We start from the raw sequence: 24,262 nt of genomic DNA on the forward strand, positions 1-24,262 counted from the left end.
TTCAGCAGACGTCGGCTTCGGACCCGAACATCGGCACTATCTTGGTGAGCTGCACGAGCTCGAAGAGCGAACGTATATCGTCGTTCACACAGCACATGACAAGGCGTTTTTCATCGCGGTGCAGCTCCTTCGCGATAACGGTGATAAGGCCGATACCGCTGGAATCGATATAGCTCACCGCGGCGAAATTGAAGCAGAAGAGAAGCCGCTCGTCGTTCTTCGCAATGATGCGCTGCATCTTCTTTTTGAGCGCTTCGGTATGATAGAGGGATATCTCCCCCGACACGTGAATGAAAACGGCGATGTCGTTCTCGTAGGTGCTTATCTCTGGTATGCCAGGCATTGGTTACCCCGAATTGCGGGATAGTATATCAAATTACGCCCTTTGGGCAAGTGCGCCACGGCAATCGCATTATTGTCCGAACTATGGTATAGTTCCCCCATCACGTTCGGGAGGCAGACCATGTTGGTATTCGGCATCCTTTTCATTCTCGCCGGCGTCGGCGTCATCATCATTGGCGGCCGTATCGCGGCATCATCGGGGAAAGCGGCGCACCGCGTTGCCGCGCTCGGCGGCGGCGGCGGCGGCGCGTTCCTCGGGCTTATCTTCGTCATCGCATCGATGGCGTACGTTGTCGAGCCGGGCGAGGTGGGCGTCGAGGTGCTCTTCGGCAGCGTACAGCGTTATACGGAGAACGGTCTTCATTTCAAGAACCCGCTCGCCGGCGTCATCGTGTTCGATGTGAAGACGCGGCGCGAGGAGCAGAAATCCGAGGGCGCGAGCCAGGACCTGCAGCTGGTCACGGTCGAAGCGATTGTCAATTATCGCCTCGAGGCATCGCGTATCCCGGACCTCTATTCGAAAGTGGGGAGCGATTATGCCCATAAGGTCCTTATCCCCGCGATACAGGAAGGGGTGAAGGCGGCCACCGCACGGTACAAGGTGGAGGAGATAATCGTCAAACGCCACCAGCTGAAAGAGGAGATCATCGCTACACTGAAGTCGAAGCTTTCGAACTATTATATGATACTCGAGGATGTTAACATACAGGACATCGATTTCTCGCCCGAGTTCAACAAGGTCGTCGAGGAGAAGCAGATCGAAGAACAGAAGATAAAGACCGCCGAGTACCGCCGCCAGCAGGCGGAGCAGGACAAGCAGCGCGTCATCCTCGAGGGACAGGCGGAAGCGGAGAAACAGCGGCTTCTCAAGATAAGCACGTCACGCGAGGTGGTCGATCTCAAGTGGATAGAGAAGTGGAACGGCGTGCTCCCGCAGACGATGATGGGCAATAATGCCGTGCCTATGGTGCAGCTCGCGAAATAACGGATGGAACTGCGTGACAGGATATTCGTTGCCGGACACACCGGCATGGCGGGGAAGGCGCTCGTGCGCCGTCTTTCGGCGGAGGGGTATACATCGATAATTACGCGTACGCGCAGCGAGCTCGACCTTGTCGATACAGCATCCGTGCGTGCGTTCTTTGCCGCGGAGCGCATCGGCCATGTGTTCCTCGCGGCGGCCAAGGTGGGCGGCATTTTCGCTAATTCCACGAAGCCGGTGGAATTCCTCTACGACAATCTCATGATTCAGAACAATGTGATACGCTCCGCGTTCGAGAACGGCGTGAAGAAGCTCTGCTTCCTGAGTTCATCGTGCGTGTACCCGCGCCAATGCGAACAGCCGATGAAAGAGGAATATCTTCTCACCGGACCGCTTGAGCCGACGAACGAGGGCTATGCGCTCGCAAAAATTGCCGGGATGAAATTCGTCGAATACTATCGGCGCGAATACGGGAAGAGCGGCATATCGATAGTGCCCTGCAATCTCTACGGCACGGGCGATCATTTCGATCTCGCCTCCGCGCATGTGCTCTCATCGCTCGTGAAGAGGTTCGTCGATGCCCTCGATGAGAAGGCCGCCTCGGTCACCGTATGGGGAAGCGGCACGGCACGGCGCGAGTTCATGCATGTCGATGACGCGGCGCGCGCCTGTCTTTTTCTCATGCAGCACTATGACGGCGATGTGCCGGTCAACTGCGGCTGGGGAACGGATGTGAGCATCCGCGAGCTCGCCGAGACGGTACGTACCGCGGTCGGTTTTGCCGGCGCGATAGAATGGGACACATCGAAACCCGACGGCATGCCGCGCAAATGCGTGGATACTGCTCGCATGGACGCGCTCGGCTTCCGGCCTGAGATAACGCTTGCCGAGGGGATACGCCGCACCGTTGAGGAATATCGCGCGCTGAAAAAAGCCGGTGCGGTGCAATAACGCATCCAGATCCTCATGTAAGAAAAATACGACCACAGAGATGCACAGAGAAGATGCAGGAGAACACAGAGAAATAGCGGGTATTGGTTTTCGCCCAACGGATGATCTCTATTTTCTCTTTCGTGTTCTCTCGGGCTTTTCTCGGTGAGCTGTGGTTTTCTTTGTCCTTTTGTGATTAACGGGGGAGCGAAGCGCTATACAGGGACAGAAAACTGTGTTATAATCCCGCGCCGAACGAAGGACGAAGGAGCCCTGCGCATGGAACACAATCTCGATAAACCCCTGTTCCGGGACAAAAAGACGAATCGATTGAAGGCGTCCCCCGACTTGTATCATCTGGTCGATGAGCCGGAGGGACAATTCTATAGGAATATTTTCCCGTATTCAACGATACCGACCATCCCTTTCAACGACCGCATGGTGCCGATGCAGACCGCGCGCGAGGCATGGATAACCGATACGTCGTTCCGCGACGGCCAGCAGGCGCGTCCGCCGTATGCGGTGAACGATATCGTCGAGCTTTATAAGCTCCTCCATGATCTCGGCGGACCCAATGGCATGATACGCCAGACGGAATTCTTCCTCTACAGCAATCGCGACCGCGAAGCGATGGAAAAATGCATGGCGCTCGATTTTAAATTCCCCGAGATAACATCGTGGGTGCGCGCAACGAAGGGCGATTTCGAGCTCGCGAAAAAAGCGGGCATCAAGGAGACGGGCATTCTCACCTCGGTGTCCGATTATCATATCTTCAAGAAGATGAAGACCGATAGAAGGAAAGTGCTCGATCAATACCTCGGCATCGTGAAGGATGCGCTCTCGGCGGGCATTCTCCCGCGCTGTCATTTCGAGGACATAACGCGCGCGGATTTCTACGGCTTCGTCGTCCCGTTCGCCACCGAGCTCATGACCCTTGCGCGAGATGCACATGTGCCCATCAAGATACGCGCCTGCGATACCCTCGGTCTCGGCATCACCTATCCCGGTTCATCGCTCCCGCGCTCCGTACAGGGGACGATATACGGTCTCCGCGAATACGCGGGCGTGCCCGGCGAACAGCTCGAATGGCACGGGCACAATGATTTCTACAAGGCGCTCGTGAACGCTTCGACGGCGTGGCTGTACGGCTGCAGCGCGGTCAATACAACGATACTGGGCTTCGGCGAACGCACCGGGAATACGCCGCTTGAGGGCATGTGCGTGGAATATGCGCAGCTCTTCGGTACGGACAACGGCATGGACATATCGGTCATCACGAAGATACGCGATTACCTGGAAGAGCATACGAACACCATTATCCCCAGCAATATGCCGTTTGTGGGAAAGGATTTCAACACGACGCGTGCCGGCATCCATGCCGACGGGCTTTTGAAGGACGAGGAGATATACAATATCTTCGACACGACGAAGATACTCAATCGTCCGCCCGAAGTGATGATAACCGACAAGTCCGGCACCGCGGGTATCTGCGCGTGGATAAACGTGTATTTCAATCTCGACAAACCAAAAGAGATAAGGAAGGACGACCCCGGCGTGAAAGAGATGTACGACTGGACGCTCAAGGAGTACGAAGAGGGCCGTATCACCGCCATTTCGGACGATGAGCTCGTGGAGCTCGTAAAGAAGCATCTGCCGGCGGTCTATAATGAAAAGGTCGTTACCGACAAGCTCGTGAAGATAAAACCGAGGACGAAATAACGATCGGTTGGAGGATATATGGACAAGGTGGTTCACTTCGAGATCCCGTTCGACAACAAGGACCGCGCCTCGAAATTCTATGCTTCGATCTTCGGGTGGGAGCTCATGGATATTCCGGAGATGTCATACGTCATGGTGCATGCCGCAGAAACGGGCCCGGATAATATGGTCGCGGAGAAAGGCGCCATCAACGGCGGGATGTTCCCCCGGGAGAAAGAGGCCAAGGCTCCTATCGTGGTCATCGGCGTTGCATCTATCGATGAAACGATAAAGAAAGTGGTCGCCGCGGGCGGAAAAGTGGTAACGCCCAAGCAGCCTATTCCCAATGGTTCGTATGCACGGGTGGCGGACTGTGAGGGGAATGTGATAGGTCTCGCGGACAGTTCTAAATAAATATTTGCGCTGTAGTGTAATTAAGAGAAGAAAGGATGTACCCGGATTCCCGGATCAATCGGATTTTGTTGACGATGTAATCCTGCTCGTCCTGTCGATGCAAATCGCCATCCCATAGCGGCTCTGCCGCCGGGCTGCGCCTTTTGGCGCACGCATGCCTCGCATCGACTAAGCACTTCCTGTGCAACAGTTCATCTTCGAGACTCTGCTCTTCCGATCATATTAATGCTTCCGGGTGCTAATGGAAGAAAGCAAGATAGGAAAACCACGAAACACACGAAAATCGCGAAATGGGAGGAGAGATCCGCTCTCCAATTCTCTTGCTTTTTTCGTGTCTTTCGCGATTTTCGTGGTTTGTTTTTCCCCACCTTCATGATCATGGTTATTTATCTCCCGCAAGGTTCAGCCCGTTCCCCACAACGGTCAAAGCATTCTCCGATATGGTATTGTTTGTATAGTTCATACCTTTCCTGTGATGGGGGAAAAGAATTATTTTACAAATACTAAAACGACACACCACGCCGCCGACAGGAGCGCCGCGAACGCAAGCCGCGGCTTCTCTCTCTTCATCACATATTTGCGGATGAGGATACAGATGATGCCGGAGAACGCCGCAGCGGCTGAGATGATGGCGAGGAGCTCGAGTCCGAGCGTTGCGCCCGCGGCCATCCCGATAGCCGCATCGCCGAACCCCATTTTTTCTTTGAAGCCGAAATAGATGCCGAGATAGAGCACGGAGGCGAACGCGAGGCCGAACACGCTCACGGTGAACATCGGCGTGGTTGAGTGGCTGAGCAGATAGCGCATGAGGAACGCATACGGGAAAAGCGCGTAGAGTATCGGATGGACATGGAGCTTCGTTGCGTCGGTATAGATGACGATCAATAGGACAGTGACCATCGGAATGGAAAGAAGGAGCATCGGGGTGTTGAAAAGCGCTATCGATAAAAATACGCCGAATGCCGCCCCTGAGAGCATGAGAAAGGGGCGGGCATTCAGCGCGAACAACTTTCGAGCAGGATGATTGTACTTCTCGCCGATAACGAACGCGAAATATCCGACGATGGGAGCTGCAATGAACGCGATACCGATCGGCAGAAGCGATACTGTCATGCCGCTACTTCTTCTTCGCGGCGAGGCATTTGTTCACCGCGGCGATGTACGCTTTTATCGACGCCTCGATGACGTCGGTGGACGCACCGCGCCCGGCGAACCGTTGTCCGTCGTCGACTATGGTAAGCGATACCTCGCCGATGGCATCCTTGCCGCCGGTGACCGCATGGAGCTCATAGCCCTCGAGCGTGGGCTTCAATCCGGTTATCTTATCGACAGCTCTGCAGAGCGCATCGATGGGGCCGTCGCCGCTTGCCGCCTCTTCGAACGGCGTGTTCGCTTTTATGAGGCGTATCGCCGCGGTCGGTATCACATTGCCGGAAACGACGTGCATGTAGTCAAGCGCGTAATCGCCCGTGTCTATCTTCATGCTCGTGGAAATGAGCGCGATGATATCATCGTCGTACACTTCTTTTTTCTTATCGGCCAGAGCGAGAAAGCGGTTGTACAGCTCTTCTATCGCCTCTTTATCAAGATTGAACCCGAGCGTCTTTACCTTCTGCGAAAATCCGTGCCGTCCCGTATGGCGGCCCATGACGAGCGTTGAGGAGTCGCGTCCTATCGATTCCGGCGTCATTATCTCGTAGGTCTCGCGCGCCTTCAACATGCCGTCCTGATGAATGCCGCTTTCATGGGCGAAGGCATTCTTGCCGATTATCGCTTTGTTGGGCTGCACCAGGAAGCCGGTGTAGGATGCTACCTTCTTGCTTATGGGGTAGATATCGCTCGTGACGATATTCGTCTCCGCGCCGAGCAATTCGCCGCGCACCGCTATGGCCATGGCGACTTCCTCGAGAGCGGCGCTCCCCGCGCGTTCGCCGACACCGTTGATGGTACATTCGATCTGGTCCGCCCCCGCTTCTATCGCTGCGAGCGAATTGGCGGTGGCGAGCCCCAGGTCGTTATGGCAATGCACCGATATCTTCGCCTTCGCGATGTTCGGCACGCGCGAGCGTATCGCGCTTATTATCCTGATGTACTCAGCGGGTATCGTGTAGCCCACGGTGTCGGGGATGTTTATCGTGGTGGCTCCTGCGCCGATGGCGGCCTCGACTATTTCGCAGAGGAAATCGATGTTCGTCCGCGTGGCGTCCTCCGCCGAGAATTCCACGTCATCGACGAGGGATGCGGCATACCGTATCGAATCGACGGCGATCTTCATGACTTCCTCGCGCGTCTTCTTGAGCTTATGCTTCATGTGGATATCGCTCGTGGCGATGAACGTGTGTATGCGCCCGTGTGCGGCGTTCTTCAGTGCCTGACCGGCGCTGTCGATATCTGCTTTTACCGCACGCGCGAGCGCGCATATCGCCGGCCCCCGCACTTCCCTGGCGATGAGCTTGCATGCCTCGAACTGCACGGCGGACGATATGGGGAACCCCGCTTCGATGACATCGACCTTCATTTTTGCGAGCGAGAGGGCGATATCGAGCTTCTGCTCGGTGTTCATGGACGCCCCCGGTGCCTGCTCGCCGTCGCGCAAAGTCGTATCGAATATGATTATCTTTCTGGGCATAACTTCTCCTGTTCCTGTAAAAAATAGTTGATTGTCGAGGTGGAAAGGATATATCTCCCCTACGGGAGGATGCTGAGGAGACACCACCGATGCGTGGTGCCGGCACTGCTGGTAATGGTTATAAAATCGGTGTACATACCGCTCATCCTCAAAAAAAATGGCAAAAAAGCAAAGACGTTAAAACCTGGGAGGTCACGGCTTTACTTTTTTGCACTACCGACATAATGCAGCTACATCTTGTTTAGGGAGGAAGATATAACTGCAACCTGCATACCTAGTATAACAAATCCGGCAGCGTATGTCAATAGCGGAATTCGCCGCCGTCTGCCCGCGGAAAACGCCTTGACTTATTGTATTCTCCATACTAATATTGCCGTGCGCCGGTGATATGCCGGATGCGGGGAGAATCGCTATGGCAAAGTTCAAGCGTACCAAATATCTCATCAACCGCAAGATGCAGATGCGTATCATGCTCAATGTGTTCATCACGGTATTCGTGCTTACATCAATACTCTCGCTTTCCATCTATTATGTCGTCTATTCCCGCTTAAGCCAGGGTGTTTCCATGGGTAAGGACAAAATAGAGAATATCGACGGCGGCGAGGGCGCATCGGCGATAAACCGCGTCAAGCATATGGCAAAAGCCACGAAATTCCTCGATGTCACCAAGGACAATATGTATGTCGATATCATCAAGATATTCGCGCTTAATGTGATATTCTCGTTCATCGTTGTCGTCGTCTCGTTCCTGTTCATCTCCCATCGATTCGCGGGACCGGCATATCGGTTCGAACGCGCTTTTGAATCGTTGTCGGATGGCGATCTTGCAGGCACCATCAATCTGCGCAAGAACGATGAATTGCAGGATCTTTCGCTTAAGTTTAACGACATGCTTTCCGTGCTCAACGGGCGCATCGCTTCCGCGCAGAAAGCCGCGCACGACGGTGATAATAAAGCGGTGCTCGACGCGCTTGCGCAGTTCAAGACGAAGAAGTCGTAAGCAGACAGCCCGCTAAACAAGGGGTCATGACCCCTTGTTCTCATTCATATCTGCATCCATTCATCGAATGGCGTCAACTGTATTTCTATCGGATGGTATTTTCGCGATGATCTCCAGCGATAGCCTTCCGGCTAAAAACCGTGCACTTTCAGCTCCCTGACTACAGATACATAGAACGCCGGCGTGTCGAATCCCGATACGTTATTGCGGAATCCGTCATGCGCATGGAAGTGCGATACGCCTGTCCCGTTCAATTCTCCTTCAATGATGCCGCGGAACGTCCCCCATTGCGCCGATGCGGTCGATACGAGCCCGTCATTCGCCCCTTCGCGTGCGAGAATGATCGCATGCTGGAAAGCGAGGAGGAGATTGCATTCCGGGCGTTTCATCACGAACGCATGACTTTGATAGTAGACGAGCGGCGAATCGGGGCAGGTCCTGTTGAATTCCTTCATGTACGGTATTGAAAGCTCAACGGCTGCCTCGCGGACGTCGGGATCCTTGTCGCCGCTCAACGCCCCTGCGAGAGAGAATGTCAGCGCGGCGGCCGTGCCGAATGTCCGGTACTGCTCGAGCGCAAAGTCGGCAACGCTCGACCCGCAATGCGGTGTCGCTATCGTGGTGAGGCTCGCAACATACGGCGCCATACCGAGATGCGTGATGGCGTAGCGCGATTCGATACCGCCCTTCGACATGGCAATGAGATTCACCTTTGCGGTACCGGCAGCTTGCATCGCGGAGGATATCGAGCGCTTAATGATCATGGCATTGCCGGCATGCGATCGCCAGGCATCCTGCCCGCTGAAAAACACCAGCGCTCCCTCGGTGCGCAATCGTCCGGGTATGCGCCCCCAGTATGCGACGGCGGCGTCATCGTCGCGCGCGGAAACGCCGTGTACGAGGATGATGGGATATCGAGTACTGCAATTCGATACGACAAGCGGGCACAGTGCCGATGGGAATGCTGTTGCCGCGGCGAGAAGCGCGATGATGTATTTCATCCGTACCGTATACTGCTGCCGAATGGATATGTCACACCACATCGATCTTCTCCCGAAAACTTCCGGGCGTCGTATGGCAGAGCGATCTGAACGCCTTTACGAATGAAGCGCTGTCCGAGAATCCCGTGCGACGCGCGGCGGCGTGTACCGGACACCCCTCGGACAGGAGCTGTTTTGCAGCCTCCATGCGGCGCTGCATGATATACCGATGCGGCGTCGTATGCAGATGCTCGGTGAAGATACGAATGACGCTCGTGCGGTCCATGCCGATGATGCCCGCGAGATCGGTAAGGCCGATGCGGCTTTCCAGATGTGATCCGATGTATGTTTTCATCGCGCTTAATTTCCCGTACCGCTCATTTCCTGACGGCGTCGATTTTTTAACGGTTATCTTTCCGCGTTCCACTATATAGGATAACACCCCGAGCACGAATGTGGTTCGCGCTATTGCACTTTCGCCGTTCTGTACGACATCTGCGAATGAACGCCGAACAGCGCCTTCGCGTATATGCACCTGGTGCGGTATGACAAGACGCCCGGTAAATACGCCATTATCGCCCGTCGGCATGAAATGGCAGAGCGTGACCGTGATGTTGTGCGGCAGTACCTGCCGTATACTGACCGTTTCTCCGGGCGAGAAAACATAGAGCGTATTCGCATGTACCGGATACGTCGCCGTATCGATTCGTATCGTGCCGCGGCCGCGATGCACATACCAGAGGTCGTAATCGGGGAGCTTGAGATCGTTCACCTGCCATGTCGTTTCGCACACGTGATGGAGAGGATGTTTGACCGTATACGATGCGCCTGCAATGACAGCTTCGATGTCCATTAGGTGAATTTATCAGACAGCGCATTTTTTGCAACTATTTGACAACAGTATGCAACACGCCGACATCCGCACATCCGCCCCCGTGTGTAGTATTATCGCATGCAATAGTTCGGGAGGCGGCTCATGAGAAAGTATGTACTCACCGGCAGGGAACGCACCCTGTTGGCGCTTGATTTTAAGCCCATCGACCGTCCGCCGGTGGTCGGTGGTTTCGTGCGTCATCCGTCGTTCATAGCAGAGTCGGCAGGCGTTACCGTTGATGCCTTCTGGGAAGATAAGCGCAGCATTGCTTTCAGGGCATTTCGGAATGTCGGTGCTGATGTTGTGATCGGGCTCATACTGCCTGACAGATCGTCAAAGTCAGGCGCACAGCATGAGATAGTCCGGCAGGAAAAACATGCCACTCCCGAGGATGTTGTTGCCTTCATTCATACGCTTCCGGCACCATCTGAGGCGCGTCGTTCGGTCGATGTAGACGCAGCGTACCGGGAGTATCTGACGCTGTATGAAGAAGGGCAGTCACAGGCAGGCGACATGCTCTGGATACCCAATACATTTTCTTCCGTATGTCAGTTCCAGAACGAACCGCGTTTCGGCGCCGAGAATTATTACATGGCGCTGGCATTGTATCCGGAGGATATGAAACGGTTCTTCGAATGGTCGGGTGAGATCGCGTACCAGCGCAATGTGGGGATAGCGCGGGCTATTATCGAACATGATCTTCCGCGCGTGATGTGGCTCGGACAGGATGCCTGCGACAACAAGGGGCCGTATATTCGCCCGGATATCATGAACGATATCTATATCCGATACGTGAAGCGCTCGCTTCAACCGCTCAAGGATGCCGGCGTTACTATCATCTGGCATTCCGATGGGAATATCATGCCGATAGCTCAGTATCTCCTCGATGCCGGTATCGACGGATTTCAGGGACTGCAGGAAACGATAGATACCAAGGTCGACATTAGCGTCCTGTCGCAGATGACGACACAAAGCGGCCGCAAGCCTATCATCGTGGGGAGTGTTTCAAGCGTTACGACATTGCCGTTCGGCAGTCCCGACGATGTTCGCGCCGACGTCATGCGCTGCAGGAAACTCGCCGAGGAGCGCGGCGGGGGCTGGCTGATCAATTCATCGTCTTCCATAGGACCTGAGGTCCCGATCGATAATGTTCGTACGCTATTCCGTACCGCAGCCGCTTGACTTCCCTTGGTCTTGTATTATATTATAAACAAGTGTTTACCATATAAAACAAGAGGAAATCATGTACGAACCATTCGATTACGGTATTCCCGTGACGGACCTCCGGAACCGATATTCCAAACTGTATTCCGGGCTTATTTACGATGTGCTCGATGAGATGAAGATCCCCAATCAGGCGCTTGCAAATGACATCAAACCCCTCGATGACAAGTGGGTGCTTGCCGGGCCGGCGTACACGGTCAAAATGGAAAGCCGCCCTGATGTTGACACCAAACTCCGTGAATATCGACTGACCATGCTCGATCATATGCATCCGGGCATGGTGGAGATTCGCGACTGCTCGCATGACGAACAGGCGGCGCATTTCGGCGAACTTAATGCGAACATTATTCGTGCAAAGGGCTGTGTCGGGGCCGTGGTCGACGGCGGTTCGCGGGATTCGCGCTTTATCAAGGAAATGGATTTTCCCGTTTTCTGCCGCTATCGCAACCCCGTTGAGGCGCTCGGCAGATGCGTCGTCACCCGCGTGCTTGTCGATATCGTCATGCGCGGCGCACTGACGACAGGCGTGACCGTGCGCCCGTGGGATTATATCTTCGCCGACATGGACGGCGTCATCGTCATACCCCGCGAGATCACCAAAAATGTGCTCGAGCAGTGCGAGCATGAATTCGCCAAGGAAAGCGAATCGCGTACGCTCTATCGCGATCCGACGCTCTCTCCGCTGGATATTTATAAAAAGCTCGGTAAACTATAGAGCAGGGGGCTTTCCCCCACTACTTTTTATGGAGGAGACTATGGAAAAGATCGTCTTGCGGATGTTCAATACGGCAGCACTGGTATTCGTGTTCGCATCGTTCGTGTCGGCGCAATCGCTTGTATCCGGGCTGACCGATACGAATGTCGTTGTCAGTGTTCTGGAAAAGGAGGGACGGCGCATTGCCGACGTTCCATTGAAATTCAAGGACGTGCCATCGTCGCTTGCGGGGAAAACGCTTGTCATCGTATCCCGAGGGGACAGGCAGGCCGCGGGACAGGGGTTCCAATTCACGGTCACGAAGGAAGCAGTCGTATATCTTTTCGTCATGGAGCGCGGTAAGCCGAATGTGCCCGCCGAATGGAAGAAGACGGTCTTGAACGCGACATTCTATTATGACAAAACGATGGACTTTAAGGATTCGATATATACGAAGAAAATAGCCGCCGGCGAAAAGGTCATTGTCCCGGCGCATGATGGGTCTGATGGCAGCTCGTTCGGTGTGCCGCATTGCTGTGTTGTCGTCCCGAACGAATAAGCGGTGTATACACGGTCTCAATGCAATGGCACCCCTGCACATTGCGGGGCAGATGTTGAAGCGCAGTAACGAAATACGATCAAGGCAAGGAGCTTCAGTATGAAGATCACGGACATCAAATCACGCGTCGTGGCGATACCCCTCAATGCGAAGCTGCGTCACAACACCGGTGTGCATCCGGGGTATTTCCTCCGCACTATCGTGGAAGTGTTCACCGATGAGGGTATCGTCGGTCTCGGCGAAGTGGGCGGCGGCGATCAGCGCGGCGCGATAGACAAGATAAAGCATCGCGTCATCGGTCTTGATCCGTTCCATCTCGAGGAGATAAAGCTCCGCGCTCTCCGCTCGATATACTATCTTTCCAATTCACGCATCTACGCGGCGATAGAGATCGCCTGTCTCGACATTCAAGGCAAGATACTCAACCGTCCGATGTCGGACCTTCTCGGCGGCAGGATACGGGATAAAGTGCCGTTCATCGCATACCTTTTCTGGCGCTATGACCGCCCGGGCGGCGGCGACGATACGACCGCCATGGACATCGCTCGGCACACGCAGGAATTATCGAAACAATACGGTTTTCAGTCGATGAAGCTTAAGGCCGGCGTCATGGAGCCGAAAGTGGAGCTTCAAGCGATGCGCGAATGCAGAAAACTCCTCGGTGATGATTTCGGTCTTCGCATCGATCCCAACGGCGTGTGGAGCCGCGAAACGGCGGTGCGCATGGCGAAGCAGCTCGAAGAACTCGACCTTGAATATCTCGAGGATCCCTGCTGGGGGCTTACCGGGATGCAGGCGGTGCGCGAACGCACATCGATATGCCTTGCGACGAACATGTACCCCAATAAGTTCGACGATCTCGGCCCTGCGATAAAGATGAACACTATCGATATCATACTCACAGACCTTCACTATTGGGAAGGTCCGATGGGCGTGAAAAAGCTCGAGGCGATATGCATGACGTTCAATCTCGGCGTGGCAATGCATTCGGGAGCGGAGTTCGGCATAGAACTCGCCGCAATGATACACACCGCGAGCACGATACCGGCGATGCATTATGCGGGTGATGCGCATTATCATTATCTCGAGGATGACATAATCGAGGGCGGAAAGTTCCAGTACAAGGACGGCTGCATCGACGTGCCCAAGGGGCCGGGCCTCGGCGTGAAACTCGATGAGGACAAGATGAAGCATTACGGGAAATATTACGAGAAGATGGGCGACTACTATGCACGATTCCATCGCGACGACCGAAACCCCGACTGGCGTCCTGTCATCGGGGGCATGTAATGGCAAAAGAGATGACCGGAAAAACGGTGCTCGTTACCGGCGCTACCGGCGGCATCGGCGAGGCGACCGCGCTCGTCTTTGCGAAAGCCGGTGCTCGTGTGCTGGCTCACTATCGGAGCGATCCTCAGGGTGCGAAACGGCTTGTGGCGAAACTCAATAAGTTCTCGCGCGGGAATATCGCCGTGTATGCCGATCTCGGCAAGCGCGAGGATATCGCATCGCTCTTCGCACAGGTAAAAAAGGGGCGTCTCGATGTGCTCGTCAACAACGCGGGCTATTGCCCCAAGAACGGTTTTCTCGATATACCGTATGACGAACTCGACCGCGTTATGAAGGTGAATTTCTATGCGCCGTTCATATGCGCACAGGAAGCGGCGAAAATAATGAAAAAAGGCGCGGCAATCGTGTTCGTGGCGTCCGTTGATGGATATCATCCGGGGATGATGCGTTCTCATTACGGTGCATCGAAGGCGGCCGAGCTCAATCTCGTGAAGAACGCGGCGCTCGAGCTCGCAGCGAAAGGCATTCGCGTGAACGCGGTGGCGCCCGGCGCTATCGATACGCCGATGACAGGGGCTGTCACGAAGGACAAGAAGCGCCTCGCACATGTCAACAATGGCATCGCGATGAAGCGGTTCGGGACAGCGAAGGAGATCGCCGACGCGGTGTTCTATCTCGCATCGGACAATGCGACGTATGCCACCGGCAGCGTGCTCGCCGTCGACGGCGGGCTTACGCTCATGCGCGGTTATTGATATCATAAGGAGTTTTCGATGAGCAACGCAGTGATGCGCGGAATGAGTTTCGGATTTCTCGCGAAACGGGATTATTTCAGGAGCAGGGAAGGGCTGGCACAGCCGGCAAAAATGGCCGATCTGGGAATAGACTGGGTGGCGCTTAATATCACCGTAATTCAGAAGACCGTGTTCGATACGCGTATGTATCAGGATTACGAATATTCTCCCGACGACCGCGAGCTTGAGGGCATTGTCCGGGAATTCCAAAAGCGCAAGATAAAGGTCATGCTGAAACCGATGATAGAATGTCTTGACGGCGCATGGCGCGGCTCCATCATCATGCCCGAAGCCCCGGGTCTTATCGAGGGGCGAAAGACCGATTACCGAGGGTCTTGGTTCGAATCGCTCACACACTCGCTCACGCATTTCGGGAGGCTCGGCACCGAGCTTGGCTGCGAAATGTTCTGTCTCGGCTGTGAACTTGACGGAGTGGAAAAACTAAACAGTTACTGGTCACCGGTCGTCGATGCGGTACGCGAAGTGTACAAAGGGGCGCTGAGCTATGATACGACGCTTTGGGCGCTCGATAAAGGCGCTCCGAAATGGTTCGATCAATTGGATAATGTGCAGGTGAGCTTTTATCCGTGCCTCGGGGATACATCGCATCTCCCGGGGACGGGGACGAAAATGCTCGACAGGAGCGATCGCTCGCCGGAAAGCGTTGCGGAAATGACGAAGAATCTCGCTAAGCGTGTGAGCGAAATGCGCGCGCTCGCGGAGAAGGTCGGCAAACCCCTCGTGTTCGGTGAATGCGGCTGCCGCTCACGCGCCGGTGCCTGCGGGAACCCCGCTGACTGGCGCCTGCCCGGAGTGTACGACGGCGAGGAACAGGCGAAATTTTTCGATGCCGTGCTCGGTTCGTTCTGGGACGAGTCGTGGTGGCAGGGCCTCTTTGTCTGGAAATGGGATGAGCAGCAGCTTCGCGCGCACTATCGAACCGATACGAGGGGAGATATGGGGTTCATCGTTGACGGGAAACCGGCGGCTGAGACGCTTAAGCGCTGGTATACGCGGACAGATAGACGATGAATCGGGATGACGATATGATAATGCCGATAATGCCGGGCACTGAGCGAAGTCGAAGTGCTCGAACGGCAAGAGGATTTATTGCTGCGGCCGCGGCATTCGCATCCGTGTTATCCGCACAGGACCTTGTGTTCTACGACCCGGCGGCGACGGCGAACGATACGGTCGCGGTACCCGATGCCCCTGTTGCATTGACCGTGCATGCGGAGAAGCCGCTCCTCACGATACCGCCCGAATTCTATGCTGTCAATCAGACGATATGCCCCGCGCATTTTGCGTTCCGTAACCGCGAACTCGTGAAGCGCCTTAAGCCGGATGTGATACGTATTTTCACACAGAAACTCACGCTCTGGAGCAAGGTCGACGGCAAGGGGAAGCGCGAGGATTTCGTGCTCTCATCGAAGAAGGGCGAATATAACTGGAAACAGATCGATGACCATGTGCAGGGTATCGTCGACTGCGGGGCAAAACCGTACGTTGCGCTCGGTTTCGGCGCGCCGCCATGGCTGTATTCGTCGGGCTCCGAGCGGCTCGTGCGTCCGCCGCGCGAACGATTCGATGAATACGCCGAGTACATGGCCGATATCGTACGGCATCTCGCGGTGGAAAAGAGATTCCCGGTACGCTATGTCACCGTTGATAATGAGCCGGAGAACGTGAAATATCCCATCGATGACTATGTCGAGCTTGTGCATCTCGCAAAAGCAGCGATACAGAAAGCGGTGCCGGGCGTGATGGTCGGCGGGCCGGTCACCGGCTATGCGACCTGGGAACAGCCTGACGGAAAGAAACTTTCCTTCGACAGCTCATCACGATACCTGAAAGAAAAACAGACGCCGTTCGATTTCATCGACTGGCATGTGTATGCAACGGCGCCGAGCGTCGTCATGCGGACGGCGAATATCCTCAGGGATATCTACGGACCGAAAATGGAATTGATACTGAGCGAGCTCAATCGCGATTGGCGCTATGCCACCGCGAAGGACCAGGCCACGGCGATATCGAACAATGCGGGATGGGGCTCGGTCGCATGGCTCATCTATCTCTTCGATCATCTGCAGCGAGCGGGCATCTCGCAGGTGCATTATTTCGACCTGATTTCCAATCCATTCGGGCTCATGGATTACTGGAACACAGAGGCGCGTCCGAACTATTTCACGTTCTGGGCGTGTACATCGCTCCTCGGAAGGAAGCGTGTCGCTGCGGAGAGCACGCATCCGTCGATCGGCATTATCGCCACGCGCGATGACGGTATGACGACGGCGCTCATCTATAATCGCTCGGCAGCCGACAGCGCTGTCACGATACGCGGCATGAACGCAGGGTCGATACTGCGTTTCAGCTCGGATTGGTATGACGCGAACAGATCGATAACGAACGATATGCTCCGCATGCCGGCATGGGAAAGCGCTCCTGCATCGATGAGCGTTCCGGCCGGCGGGTTCATCGTCGTGCGCGCCGCAGAACGGATTGAATAGGTCCGGGGGATGGAAATGGCTGTCGAAAAACATCGCGGTATGACATTCGGGTATTATGCCCGCAACGGATATTATTCCTCCGCGAAGGCGCGTGAGGATGTGGACAGGATGGCAGCGCTCAATATCGGCTGGGTATGCGTTGTCGCTATCGTACTGCAGGATACGTTCGCAAGCACGAGGCAATATCGCGATTTCAAGATGACGCCCGCGGATGACGAGCTGCGCGATATCATCGACTACATACACAAAAAAGGAATGAAGGTGCAGCTTCGCCCCATGCTCGAATGCTGGGACGGGACGCAGCGACTTGCGATACGTTTCCCGCGAGAGGAGACGATAATCCCCGGCAAGCCCATTACGCATTGGAGCCAGTGGTTCGCAAGCATGACCGAGCGTACGCTTCATTATGCTTCGGTCGCGTCGCGCGCCGGCTGTGAGGCATACGGGCTTGACAGCGAGCTCGATCATACCGTCGGCCAGAACCAGTATTGGAAGAACGTCGTTGCTGCGGCACGGAGCGTGTACAAAGGACATATCACGAGCGGCCATACGAGCGTGGTGAAATTCCCCGATGAACTCAAGAACAAGGACCATTGGTTCTACGATCTCGATTCACTCGGCACGAGCTTCTATACGGGCGTGGCCGACAAACCCGGTGCAACGCTCGATGAAATGCGTGCGCATCTGAAGCCATCGCTCGATCATTTCCGTCAGGTCGCATCATGGTACGGCAAGCCGTTCTATTTCGCCGAATGCGGCTGCTGTTCCACCGCAGGTGCCACGATGCGTCCGGCGTATTGGAAGACCGAGGGCGGATACGACGGCGAAGAGCAGGCGCGTTTCCTCGAAGCGGTACTCGATACGTTCTGGAACGAGCCGTGGTGGATGGGCATGTACTGGTGGAAATGGGACGAGCAGAACGACAGGCCGTGGTTCCGCGATGATCCTCGCGGCGATAAAGGATTCACCATCGACGGGAAACCGGCCGCAGAAGTCATGAAGAAATGGTATGGGAAAAAATAGGGAGGATGGTGCATGAAGAGACTCATCGCATTGATCGCAAGCGCTGTTCTTGTTATACCGCTCTTTGGAGCGGGAACGTACGCAACAAAGACCGCAGGACTTTTCCGCGGCTATGCCATCGGCGCGATACGCCCCGATGAAGGCACCGTTGAGGTCTCCGCGGTCATCGACAAGGCTGCAGCAGAGTTCGGCAACGGCTGGAATTTCTTTTTCCAGGTGGTACCGTCGCAGAAGATCGGTACGGGTGCGAACACGCTCCTCGGCATATTCACGCCCGCGCTTCCCGAGACCGGGCTTGCCTTCCTGCTGCGCACCGGCCGCGATTATTACCGGGTCAACGTAAAGGATTTTGTCTATACGCCCCGCAAGCGGGTCACACTTGCGATACGCTGGGGAAAGAAACTCACCGGTTTCATCGACGGGAAGCCCGTGGGAACAGCGGTCATGCGGGAGAGCTTTGATGAGAAGCTCCTTTCCTACGTGTTCCGCGTCGATCGATTCTCGCCGTGCAATGTCCGGTCAATGAAGATATCGACACGTGAGCTCGCTGACAGTGAGATGACGCCTTCGAGCGATGAATTCCGTGCGGACGCGGATACCTCGTTCATTGCGCTCAATGACTTTGCCGACGTACGGGAGCTCACGAGCACCTGGCACCGTGCAAGTGGGTATGCCGCGCTCCTGCCGGCATGGCGCGCCGAAACGCAGGTGTTCACTGAGGGGGAGCATACGTTCTTTCCGTTCATCGGCGTGAATTACGGTACGCGCCCGAAGACATATACGATCGATATGACCGTGAAGGATTACAACGGCATCGATGTGCCGGTGAAGAGCGCTTCGATAACGCTTCCGGCGGACGGGAAACATCACATCACCGAAATACCGCTTCCTGAACTTGCGGCACAGAACTACTATTTCGTGAACGCGGGCGTATCCGGCGACGCATCATCGACGTTCTCCGGAGCGATATCCGTCGTGCCTGCGGCCGATCCATCGAAGGACGGCGCGCTTGCTCTGTTCTACGGACAGCATCAGCATTGGGATTTCAGTACGGCGCCGTTCGCGAAGCTTGGGACGAAGATAACACGGAATTGGACGGACGGGAATTTCCTCTGGCACTGCATCGAGCCGGAGCGGGGAACATATCAGTGGGCGCGCACGGATGCGTACGTGAAGGAATGCCGTGAAGCGGGAATGGAGATACTTGCCGTGCTCGGATATCCGTCGCGCTGGGCGGCCGAGGAACCGTCGGAGGAGCATAAGAAAAAGCATCCCCTTGCCTGCCGCCCTGAGCGATGGAAGCCGCTCGACAACGCAGCATGGGGGAAGTATATCTACGAAACGGTCAAGCGGTATAAGGAAGTCAAGTATTGGGAAATATATAATGAAGTGAACTTCTCTCCGCCGGGACTCCCGGCAACGTTCTCGGGGACGCCTGAGGATTATTTTGAGCTCCTGAAGATCGCCTATGCGGAAGCCAAACGCGCGAACCCTGCCTGCACCGTGCTCATCAGCGGGTTTTCCGCCGATGTAAACGTTGAGATGCCGATACAACTTATCAACATGGGCGCGCTTAACTACTGCGATATCTTCAACGTCCACGGGTACAGCGGTGTGCCGGGGGCTGCCGCCTGGGTCGCCGCCATGAAGAAGAAAAAGCCCATGCCGTACTGGATGACCGAGCATATGTGGCATCTTGAGGAGAATATAGCGAAGCGGCAGTTTCTCACTGTGCAGTATTTTGCCGATTTCCTCGCGGCAGGGTATGACCGATTCATCAATATGGGCACGCATGAAGTATTCTTCAGCCGATACAATTATTCACCCACACCGGATTTTCACACGACCGCGGTGTTCCAGAAAAGCATACGCATGTGCACGCGCTTCGGCGGGGCGTATACATTCCCCGGGAGCGATTCATTCGCCGTACGGCATCACTTCAGCAGAACGGACGGTAAGACGCTTTCTATCATCGGTTCTGAGCTCGGATCATTCGATGTGCGCATCAAGGGGACGCTCGCTGCGCGGGATATCATGGGCCAGCCGATGACCGTTACTGACGACGGCGGAGAAAGCGTGGTGCCGTTGAAGAGCGTCGCGTACCTTGTGAGCGAGAAGCCGCTGACGATCACCGGTGTGAAGGCGACATCGAAGATAGCGCTCTGCCAGAACGGCGGCTTCGAGGATATCGAGGGCGATATTGGCATGGGCGGGCTTAAGTCCGGCCGCGCGCGCAATTGGCTTTTCCGCGACAAGACGTTCGATCCGGCCGGGACCGTCATGCTGAGCGATGCGCCGAACACGGGGAAATATGCGTACCGTATAACATCGAGCGGGAAGGGGCGCGTCTATCTCTTCCAGTACATGAAGACGTTTACGCCGGGGACATACATCGTATCCGCAGCGTTCAAGAGAACGGCAGGCGATCCGAAGCCGTATTTCTTTTATTTCGATATGGAGCACAACAAGGTCATCAACAAGACATTCGATGATGTCGGCGGAGATTATCGGAAATGTACCTGGGAGATAGAACTTCCCAAACTCGAAAAGCTCGCCGTCGGCGCGGGCATACTGGAAGGCGATGGATCGATACTCGTCGATGATATCAATTTTGAGATAGCGCAATGACGGCAGCGCCGAAAGGGACATGATATGCCGGTGCCGGTGCTTGAAAAAACGATACAGATACTCGATCATCTGCTCGAGCATAAGGAGCCGCTTGCGCTCACGGAGATATACTCCACGCTGAAACTATCGAAAGCGACCGCGTATAATATCCTTGAGACGCTCGCTTTGCACGGGCTCGTACAGAAAGAGGAGCATCGCGGCGGATACTCGCTCGGCAAGGGGTTCATCGTCTACGCGAACGCGATCGAGAAGCGCTCGGACCACATCGGGAAGATACGCGCGCTCATGCGAACAGCAGCGCACGAACTTAAGGAGACGATGAAACTTTCCACGCTGCACGGCGAAAGCGCGTATGTGCTCGATGTCGTCATCCCTGAGAACGGCTATCCCGTCCATTCATCGCCGGGGCGGTCGTTCCCGCTCTATGCCGGCGGTGCGTCGAAAGTGCTTCTCGCGAGGCAGAACGAGGCGTATTTCCGCGATTACCTGAAGCGTCATGGCGCGGACATCAAGCGCGTGTTCGGGAGCATGATGAAATTCGAGAGCGTGATCGATACGGTGCGCAAAGAGCATGCGGCGGTCGATGATGGTGAATTCGAATCGACAGTCGGCGCTGTGGCTGTCGATGTGACCGCCGAAGAGAACATGCCGCTTGCGGTAAGCTGCGTATTCCACCGGTCTGCGGATATACGGGAAAAAGTGAGTTCGGTGCGTGCGGTTATGGAACGTGTGTTCAGCGTGTCGTCCGCAAGACACCGGACGGGAAGCCGGTAGTTCGGTGGAAAACCACATCGACCTAGACGGCTCATTCTCCGGGACGCTCACGGGGGGATCATAATGCAGAGAGCTCATGGGTACGCGTTTCGGGCCATGTCGTCGTTCGTCCGGATGCTCGTTTTTACTTTTTGCCTCGCCGACTGTTTCGCACTTGAGGTCGGGGTCAATATGATCAGCGTCGGGAACGAGTATGCCAACCCCGAGTTCCAGGATGAAAAAATACTGCCATTCCTCGCTATGCTCAAATCGGAAGGGTTCGAGCGCGTGAGCTTTCGTGTCACCTGGTCGCGCATGGAAGTCACCGAGGGGGTGTACAATGAGGCATACATTAAGAACCTCCGGCGGCTTTACCACGCTGCGGAGAAGGCAGGACTCAAGGCATTGCTCGATTTTCACACGCTTTTCAAGCGGCAGGTGTATGCGTGCCCGGCGTGGGTATCGAATTATACCGATGTGAGGACAGGCGGACCGGGCGTCCACAGCGTCATCATGACCGTACGCCATCCCGCGGTAGGAAAGCGTTATATCGATATGCAGCGGCACGTGGCGAAGGCCCTTGCCGGATGCGGCGCTATCGATTCCGTATCGGTTATGAATGAGCCGTTCACCCTCGAATGGGCAAAGCCCGACGCAATGCGCGCCGAGCAGGCCGCGCTTACGACGTATCTCTGTCGAGCCGCGAGAGAGCTCAAAGAGACTGTGCCGCGCTGGAAGACCACCGTGCGCTTCTGCATGCCCTACAGCCCCTGGGCGCTGGACGATACCAAGCGCTTCGGCATCGAGGAACTCATGGGGGCGCTGGATATCTTCTCCCTCAATAACTATCTGGACCCGGCGAACCCCGCCGATACCCGTCCGCTGAAAGGAACACCTTCGGGGTCGTGGGTTACGTTCGCCGAGACCGCACGCCGCTGTCACGCAGCCGGCAAGGGGTTCTGGGTCACGGAGTTCGGTTGCCCCGTGGATGGCGAGGTGAATGATGAGGGCTCGGGAATGAAGGTGCCGCCTGGCGGACAGGCCCGTTATTACGATGCTTTTTTCGCTCGGCTGTATGCCATGGAATATCAACCTCAGTCGGCGCTGGCGTGGGTGATGAGCCTCGGGGCGGCGGGGAGATCATTGGATAGCTACGCCCTTTGGGATCGCGTAAGCGCATCGTTCACGGATGGGGGCAAGGCGCTCGTACGACATGCGAACGTTGGGGGAAAGTAGTCGATAGCATACCGCAGATGCATACCGTCCGACCGATGCTATCCGTGCTCTCTACCGCATTCAATTCCCGCGCACACCGGCAGCGCCGATGCACATGACGCGGAACTCATTGCCGGTGCTCAGCGGATTCTTCTCAGCGAGCACCTCAATGAGGATACGATGCATGCCGCCCTTTCCCGGATCGAGCATTATCATACGCCGATACCCGCCCCAGGTCTGATCGAACCATGCATCTGCGATCGTCGGTTCTCCACCATCGATGGATATCTTCGCTTTCCCCATGGGGCCGCGTATCACCCAGAATGAAAGGAATATCCGTTCGCCCGACATCTCTATCTCCAGGACGCTCCCCGGCTTGACCGTCCTCAGGCATTTCATATCCTGCGGCGATTCGAGCGCCCATCCTTCATTGACGACGGGTGTGATGGCGTCCGCTTCGATGAGCTTCGTGAACTGATACATATCGGTGAGGAGCGGTGCGGGGAATTCGCTGCCGCTGCCGGAATCCGGCGCCGCGCGAAGACGATCGAGCATTTCGCCGAGGAGCTTTCCCGCATACGCATGACCGCGGTCGTTCGGATGTATATTGTCCGGACTGATATCCTTCCATGCGATGCGTTTTGCCTCGATCTCGGGCCACAGCAGATCGCGGTAGCTGACCATGGGCAGTCCGTAATGCGCCCCGATTTTGCTCTGCCATTCCTGTGCATTATCGCCTGATTCCTTCACCATGAACATGAGGAGCACGCCGGGCTTTGACGGATGTGTGAGTATCCGGCGTATGACGCCCTCATACGATTCGGCGCGCTCCTGTGTGTTCATGTCGTTCACGGCGTATTCAACGACGATGCAGTCCGGGTTCTTGGAGAGGAGATCGCGTTCAACGCGGAGCGCTCCGTAGTCCGATGATGTCGCGCCGATGCCGGCATTCACGAGAACGCATTGCGCGTTGGGGAAATGTTCCTGCCACCATTTCAGAAGATGAGCCGCGTAGCGTTTGTCGGCGCTGCTTGCGCTCGCCCCCTGCGTTATCGATCCCCCGATGACGCCGATGACGGTCTTCTCGCCGCGTGCGGCCTTCGCGAAAATGCGCTTTATCCGCGTATTGTTGCCGTCGCTCACCAGCGCGCGGGAGAACCATTCTGTCGGCAGAGGCTTTTTCAGCGCGAGCATCGCCTCTTCGGTCCGTTCATCGCGGACGGCGGTGATGTCATCGAACCATGCCGTTCCCGACCCGTAGACTATCGTTTTCACCTGCATGGATACCGCTTTCGCCGGTACGGTCACGCGCACGGAATATTTTTTCCAGTCGACCGTGCCCGATACGAGAGAGCTGCCGGTGTAGGAGATACGCGAGCCTTTCTCGTCGAGGCAGTCGCCGGAGAGATACGCTCCGCGGGTGACGCCGTCGGTCTTAAGGACGAATTCGATGAGATATACCTCGCCCTCGCGCACCGCTATCTTCTGATACGCGTTCGGCCATGCTTTTTTTTCGGTGGGGGGAACGGTTATCCTGAGCGACGCATCACCGGCATATTTCACCTGCGTATCGCGGGTGAAGAGCGCATCGACATCGCCCGCATCGGTCATCCAGAACGCGTTCGAATCGCCTTCATCAAAACCGCCGTTCGTGAGGGCGGATCCGGCAGAAAGCGCGGTGGCCGCGAGCATGAGCAGGATAGATACCCTTGTCATCTGCATTCGC

General features: G+C 55.8%; 22 protein-coding genes. 16 read left to right on the top strand and 6 right to left on the bottom strand.

The genetic code is table 11. The features are described 5' to 3' along the window. Window position 1: 1 nt before the first annotated feature. Window positions 2–343: an STAS domain-containing protein gene (locus AABZ39_04170; GenBank protein ID MEK6793947.1), complete on the bottom strand. Its 342-nt coding sequence runs from the start codon at window positions 341–343 to the stop codon at window positions 2–4. 120 nt (window positions 344–463) lie between these two features. On the opposite strand from AABZ39_04170, the gene AABZ39_04175 reads away from it, so the two are divergent. The 4 genes from AABZ39_04175 (at window position 464) to AABZ39_04190 (ending at window position 4,366) form a co-directional block, all read left to right on the top strand. Beyond that, a complete protein-coding gene (locus AABZ39_04175; GenBank protein MEK6793948.1) occupies window positions 464–1,327 on the top strand; it encodes a prohibitin family protein in 864 nt (287 codons plus the stop codon). Between the two features lie 3 nt (window positions 1,328–1,330). After that, entirely contained in the window at window positions 1,331–2,275 is a 945-nt protein-coding gene (locus tag AABZ39_04180) for a GDP-L-fucose synthase (GenBank protein MEK6793949.1), read from the top strand. Between the two features lie 258 nt (window positions 2,276–2,533). Further along, window positions 2,534–3,973, top strand: a complete 1,440-nt coding sequence (locus AABZ39_04185) for a 2-isopropylmalate synthase (GenBank protein ID MEK6793950.1) — start codon at window positions 2,534–2,536, stop codon at window positions 3,971–3,973. Between the two features lie 18 nt (window positions 3,974–3,991). Next, window positions 3,992–4,366 carry a VOC family protein gene (locus AABZ39_04190; protein MEK6793951.1) on the top strand — a complete coding sequence of 125 codons (375 nt, stop codon included), beginning with the start codon at window positions 3,992–3,994 and terminating at the stop codon, window positions 4,364–4,366. A gap of 489 nt (window positions 4,367–4,855) precedes the next feature. Here the strand turns inward: AABZ39_04190 and AABZ39_04195 are convergent, their stop codons facing one another. Both AABZ39_04195 and AABZ39_04200 read right to left on the bottom strand, forming a co-directional pair. After that, window positions 4,856–5,479: a hypothetical protein gene (locus AABZ39_04195; protein MEK6793952.1), complete on the bottom strand. Its 624-nt coding sequence runs from the start codon at window positions 5,477–5,479 to the stop codon at window positions 4,856–4,858. A 4-nt stretch (window positions 5,480–5,483) separates the two neighbouring features. Beyond that, window positions 5,484–6,995: a 2-isopropylmalate synthase gene (locus tag AABZ39_04200; GenBank protein MEK6793953.1), complete on the bottom strand. Its 1,512-nt coding sequence runs from the start codon at window positions 6,993–6,995 to the stop codon at window positions 5,484–5,486. A gap of 412 nt (window positions 6,996–7,407) precedes the next feature. Here AABZ39_04200 and AABZ39_04205 point away from each other — a divergent pair, with 412 nt between their 5' ends. Beyond that, window positions 7,408–7,995: a hypothetical protein gene (locus AABZ39_04205; protein MEK6793954.1), complete on the top strand. Its 588-nt coding sequence runs from the start codon at window positions 7,408–7,410 to the stop codon at window positions 7,993–7,995. Between the two features lie 131 nt (window positions 7,996–8,126). Here the strand turns inward: AABZ39_04205 and AABZ39_04210 are convergent, their stop codons facing one another. Together AABZ39_04210 and AABZ39_04215 are read right to left on the bottom strand one after the other, a co-directional pair. After that, the gene (locus AABZ39_04210) at window positions 8,127–9,038 is read right to left on the bottom strand and encodes a hypothetical protein (protein ID MEK6793955.1); all 912 of its coding nucleotides are present in this window, start codon (window positions 9,036–9,038) and stop codon (window positions 8,127–8,129) included. Beyond that, window positions 9,028–9,828, bottom strand: coding sequence for an AraC family transcriptional regulator (locus AABZ39_04215; protein ID MEK6793956.1), 801 nt, complete (start codon window positions 9,826–9,828; stop codon window positions 9,028–9,030). The genes AABZ39_04210 and AABZ39_04215 overlap by 11 nt, the downstream gene beginning before the upstream one ends. 123 nt (window positions 9,829–9,951) lie before the next feature. Between AABZ39_04215 and AABZ39_04220 the strand changes: the two genes are divergently transcribed. The 11 genes from AABZ39_04220 to AABZ39_04270 all read left to right on the top strand — a co-directional run bounded on the left by AABZ39_04220 (window position 9,952) and on the right by AABZ39_04270 (window position 22,557). Beyond that, entirely contained in the window at window positions 9,952–11,031 is a 1,080-nt protein-coding gene (locus tag AABZ39_04220; protein ID MEK6793957.1) for a uroporphyrinogen decarboxylase family protein, read from the top strand. Window positions 11,032–11,092: 61 nt separating this feature from the next. Then, complete coding sequence (locus AABZ39_04225; protein ID MEK6793958.1) at window positions 11,093–11,788, top strand: RraA family protein; 696 nt, start codon at window positions 11,093–11,095, stop codon at window positions 11,786–11,788. A gap of 40 nt (window positions 11,789–11,828) precedes the next feature. Next, entirely contained in the window at window positions 11,829–12,326 is a 498-nt protein-coding gene (locus AABZ39_04230; GenBank protein ID MEK6793959.1) for a hypothetical protein, read from the top strand. Between the two features lie 99 nt (window positions 12,327–12,425). Continuing rightward, on the top strand, window positions 12,426–13,616 hold the full coding sequence (locus AABZ39_04235) for an enolase C-terminal domain-like protein (GenBank protein MEK6793960.1): 1,191 nt from the start codon (window positions 12,426–12,428) through the stop codon (window positions 13,614–13,616). Next, a complete protein-coding gene (locus AABZ39_04240; GenBank protein MEK6793961.1) occupies window positions 13,616–14,371 on the top strand; it encodes an SDR family oxidoreductase in 756 nt (251 codons plus the stop codon). The genes AABZ39_04235 and AABZ39_04240 overlap by 1 nt, the downstream gene beginning before the upstream one ends. Window positions 14,372–14,389: 18 nt before the next feature. After that, window positions 14,390–15,442, top strand: coding sequence for a hypothetical protein (locus AABZ39_04245; protein MEK6793962.1), 1,053 nt, complete (start codon window positions 14,390–14,392; stop codon window positions 15,440–15,442). 14 nt (window positions 15,443–15,456) lie between these two features. Further along, a complete protein-coding gene (locus tag AABZ39_04250) occupies window positions 15,457–16,917 on the top strand; it encodes a hypothetical protein (GenBank protein MEK6793963.1) in 1,461 nt (486 codons plus the stop codon). Window positions 16,918–16,932: 15 nt separating this feature from the next. Further along, on the top strand, window positions 16,933–17,940 hold the full coding sequence (locus AABZ39_04255) for a hypothetical protein (protein ID MEK6793964.1): 1,008 nt from the start codon (window positions 16,933–16,935) through the stop codon (window positions 17,938–17,940). Between the two features lie 12 nt (window positions 17,941–17,952). Then, on the top strand, window positions 17,953–20,568 hold the full coding sequence (locus tag AABZ39_04260) for a hypothetical protein (GenBank protein ID MEK6793965.1): 2,616 nt from the start codon (window positions 17,953–17,955) through the stop codon (window positions 20,566–20,568). Window positions 20,569–20,592: 24 nt separating this feature from the next. Continuing rightward, window positions 20,593–21,342: an IclR family transcriptional regulator C-terminal domain-containing protein gene (locus tag AABZ39_04265; protein MEK6793966.1), complete on the top strand. Its 750-nt coding sequence runs from the start codon at window positions 20,593–20,595 to the stop codon at window positions 21,340–21,342. 171 nt (window positions 21,343–21,513) lie between these two features. Continuing rightward, window positions 21,514–22,557, top strand: a complete 1,044-nt coding sequence (locus AABZ39_04270; GenBank protein ID MEK6793967.1) for a hypothetical protein — start codon at window positions 21,514–21,516, stop codon at window positions 22,555–22,557. A 60-nt stretch (window positions 22,558–22,617) separates the two neighbouring features. On the opposite strand, the gene AABZ39_04275 is transcribed toward AABZ39_04270, so the two are convergent. Then, complete coding sequence (locus tag AABZ39_04275) at window positions 22,618–24,258, bottom strand: SGNH/GDSL hydrolase family protein (GenBank protein MEK6793968.1); 1,641 nt, start codon at window positions 24,256–24,258, stop codon at window positions 22,618–22,620. Between the last annotated feature and the right edge of the window lie 4 nt (window positions 24,259–24,262).

The sequence above is a fragment of the Spirochaetota bacterium genome (assembly GCA_038043445.1).
In the GTDB taxonomy this organism is placed as follows: domain Bacteria; phylum Spirochaetota; class Brachyspiria; order Brachyspirales; family JACRPF01; genus JBBTBY01.